The organism is Mangrovicoccus sp. HB161399, assembly GCF_013184745.1.
Lineage (GTDB): Bacteria > Pseudomonadota > Alphaproteobacteria > Rhodobacterales > Rhodobacteraceae > Mangrovicoccus.
The window spans coordinates 1-2553 of record NZ_JAATVU010000188.1 but is presented as its reverse complement, the minus strand read 5'-3'; the positions used below and the strand labels follow the sequence as shown (position 1 = coordinate 2553).

Annotated in this window: 6 protein-coding genes; all 6 read left to right on the top strand. The window is 66.2% G+C overall.

The genetic code is table 11. The annotated features are described in order from the left end of the window. Positions 1 to 250: helix-turn-helix domain-containing protein (locus tag HCC78_RS32060; RefSeq protein ID WP_216671411.1), on the top strand; the 250-nt coding region annotated here is incomplete at its 5' end. Next, the gene (locus tag HCC78_RS32055; protein WP_172332744.1) at positions 247 to 429 is read left to right on the top strand and encodes a hypothetical protein; all 183 of its coding nucleotides are present in this window, start codon (positions 247 to 249) and stop codon (positions 427 to 429) included. The genes HCC78_RS32060 and HCC78_RS32055, both read left to right, overlap by 4 nt. Then, positions 426 to 1142 carry a helix-turn-helix domain-containing protein gene (locus HCC78_RS32050; protein ID WP_371743973.1) on the top strand — a complete coding sequence of 239 codons (717 nt, stop codon included), beginning with the start codon at positions 426 to 428 and terminating at the stop codon, positions 1140 to 1142. The genes HCC78_RS32055 and HCC78_RS32050 overlap by 4 nt, the downstream gene beginning before the upstream one ends. Before the next feature lie 130 nt (positions 1143 to 1272). Continuing rightward, the gene (locus tag HCC78_RS32045; protein WP_172332743.1) at positions 1273 to 1743 is read left to right on the top strand and encodes a hypothetical protein; all 471 of its coding nucleotides are present in this window, start codon (positions 1273 to 1275) and stop codon (positions 1741 to 1743) included. After that, positions 1740 to 1952: a hypothetical protein gene (locus HCC78_RS32040; protein ID WP_172332742.1), complete on the top strand. Its 213-nt coding sequence runs from the start codon at positions 1740 to 1742 to the stop codon at positions 1950 to 1952. The genes HCC78_RS32045 and HCC78_RS32040 overlap by 4 nt, the downstream gene beginning before the upstream one ends. Next, the coding region (locus HCC78_RS32035) for a hypothetical protein (RefSeq protein ID WP_172332741.1) at positions 1949 to 2553 on the top strand (605 nt) is incomplete at its 3' end. The genes HCC78_RS32040 and HCC78_RS32035, both read left to right, overlap by 4 nt.

Here is a 2553-nt window from a genome sequence, read left to right as displayed (position 1 = left end):
TGGTGCTCCTCTGATGCCGATCAACGAAGCGAGCCGGGACCAGGATGAGCGCGACCTCAAGGTGCTGACGCTCTACGCCGAGGGGATCAGCGATACCGAGATTACCAAGCGCCTCGGCATTCCGCGCAATACGTCCCTGAGCATCCGCAACCGCATCCGCACGGCGGACCTGCGCCAGAGCGGCGAGGACGGCGACGTGGTGCGCAGCTGGTACCAGCGCGGGATCGTCCCGCAGGAAGTGGTGCCATGACACCGGCTGAGAGGCGCGCAGAGCTGCTGGAAACCGGCCGGAAGAACAAGCTGCCGATCGATGCCCTCTGGGTGGTCGAGACGGCGGTGGAGGCGCTGCGGGCCATGGGCCTGGCAGTCGAGGCGAACTGCGAAGGCGCAGACGTGACGATCAAGACGACTATCGGGGGTGAACGGTGAGCCACAAGGCGACCAACTGGCTGTCGACGATACCAGCGGCGGAGCTTGGGCATTCGGAGTTCCGGATCCTGTTCCACCTCTGCGACTGCCACAATCCGAGCATGGGCTGCTTCCCGTCCCAGGAGTACCTACGCGCGACCTGCGGCGTGTCGAACGGCACGCTCAACAACTCTCTCAGGAGCCTCGAGGAGAAGGGGCTGATCAGGCGCGAGAAGCAGATCGACCCGGTCACGAAGCGGCAGCTTCCGACGCGCTACGTGCTCGGATTCGAGATGGCGGGCGGCGGCAAATCGGCGGCCTCTGGCGGAGATGGGTCGGCCGCGCGGACGGATCGGAGGAAGCACCAGGAACGGGCAAAGCCGACTCCAGAAAATGGAGACGGAATACAGGAAACCCGGCTCCAACGTGCTGGAGACGGAGCCGTCTCCAATCCGGACCACGACCCGTCTCCAACTGAGACCACGACCCGTCTCCAGCCCACTGGAGACATAACCTGTAAAGAACCAGGAAATAACCACGGGGCCGTCCACAGCGGGCATTCCCGGACGCTGTTCTTCACCGACGACGAGCGCTTCGAAGCGAGGGAAATCGCCGACCACATCGGGCGCGGAGGCGGGGTCAGAGCCGATGCCGTTCCGCAGCGCATCCGGCAATGCCTCGTCGCCGAGAAGATGATCACCGGAGCGCAGGCCGATGCGCTCGGCATTCGCTGAGAAAGGGGCAGGCATGGACAGGCAGGAACAATCCATAGGGCGCCGGAATGTGCGGGAGCGGCTGATCGAGCCGCTGGAGAGGCTCGGGCTGCGTCCGCCGTCCGGAGCGACGAAAGCGCGGTGGGCGGACATGGTCGACGAGATCACGCTGCGGCTCGCCTACATGTCGCCGGAGAAGCTCGACGCGCTGGCCGAGATCATCGCCGCGAACCCGATGGGGCCGGGACGGGACAGGATGCCGATCCCGGCCGCCATCGTGAAGATCGCGACGCGGGTCGAGGAACCGCCGGAGATGGCGTCGGCGCTGCTGCGTGGCGTGCTTGGCTCCTCGGTCGGTGCCAGGGCGATCCGCGAGGGCTGGGCGCCGGAGCTGCTCAACTACCTGCGGGAGCGGCACAGCTGGGTGCGGTCGGAGGATGCCTATGCGATCGGCAAGCTGATGGAGATCGCCGAGCCGAACATCCGCCGCAAGAACAAGCTCGACAGCCTGATCCTGAACCGGTGCGCGATCTCCGAGGCCGACGAACGTTTCCTCGAGGGGCGCCAGATGGCGATGGAGCGCTGCCAGCAGATCGCCGACATGGCGCGGGGGCACGCATGAAGGGGAACGCGCCGATCAGCCGGATCTACAGCATGGGGCAGGCCGCGGCCGATCCGGACCCTCTGGCGACGAATGCCAGGACGGAGCGCATGCGCCGGGACTCCTGGAGGGAGCACAAGCTGGTGATCGTCCGCATGTCCGAGCTGCCGGAGCCGCTCCGCGCGGCCATGGCGAAATGGGCTGAGACGCAATGGGGGCGCGGATCATGATCCGGAAGATCAACGGCAAGGGGGTGAACAGGGCCAATGTCGCCTGCGATACGTGCGGTCGGATCGAGACCGTCACCTGCGACTATTTCCGCAAGGCAGGCAATGAATGGACGCCGAATGAGGGGCAGGTGCTCAAGAAGATGGCTGCCCAGAAATGGGCGATCGTGAAGGGCAAGCACCTGTGCCCGACCTGCGACGCCAAGAGGCGCGCCAAGCCGCAAGAGGAAGCCAGCGACATGACGAACAAGGGCAGGGCCGTGACGGACCTTAGGCAGCCGAGCCGCGAACAGAAGCGGCAGATCGCCGACATGCTGCGCGATGTCTACGACCTGGACCGCGGGCGCTATGTCAGCGGCGAGACGGATGCCACGGTGGCCGAGGTTCTCGGCGGCGGGGTGATGCCGGTCTGGGTGGCGGAGATCCGCGAGGAGTTCTTCGGGCCGGATGGCGGCAACGATGACATGGCCGAGACAGCAGCGGAGATCGCGGCGAAGCTCGGGCAGATCGAGATGACGCTGGCAGAGGCAGACGCTGCCCAGAAGGCGGTGGAGCACGTGAAGGCGGCGCTGTCCGGCCAGAAGGTGGACCTGCAGGCCATGGC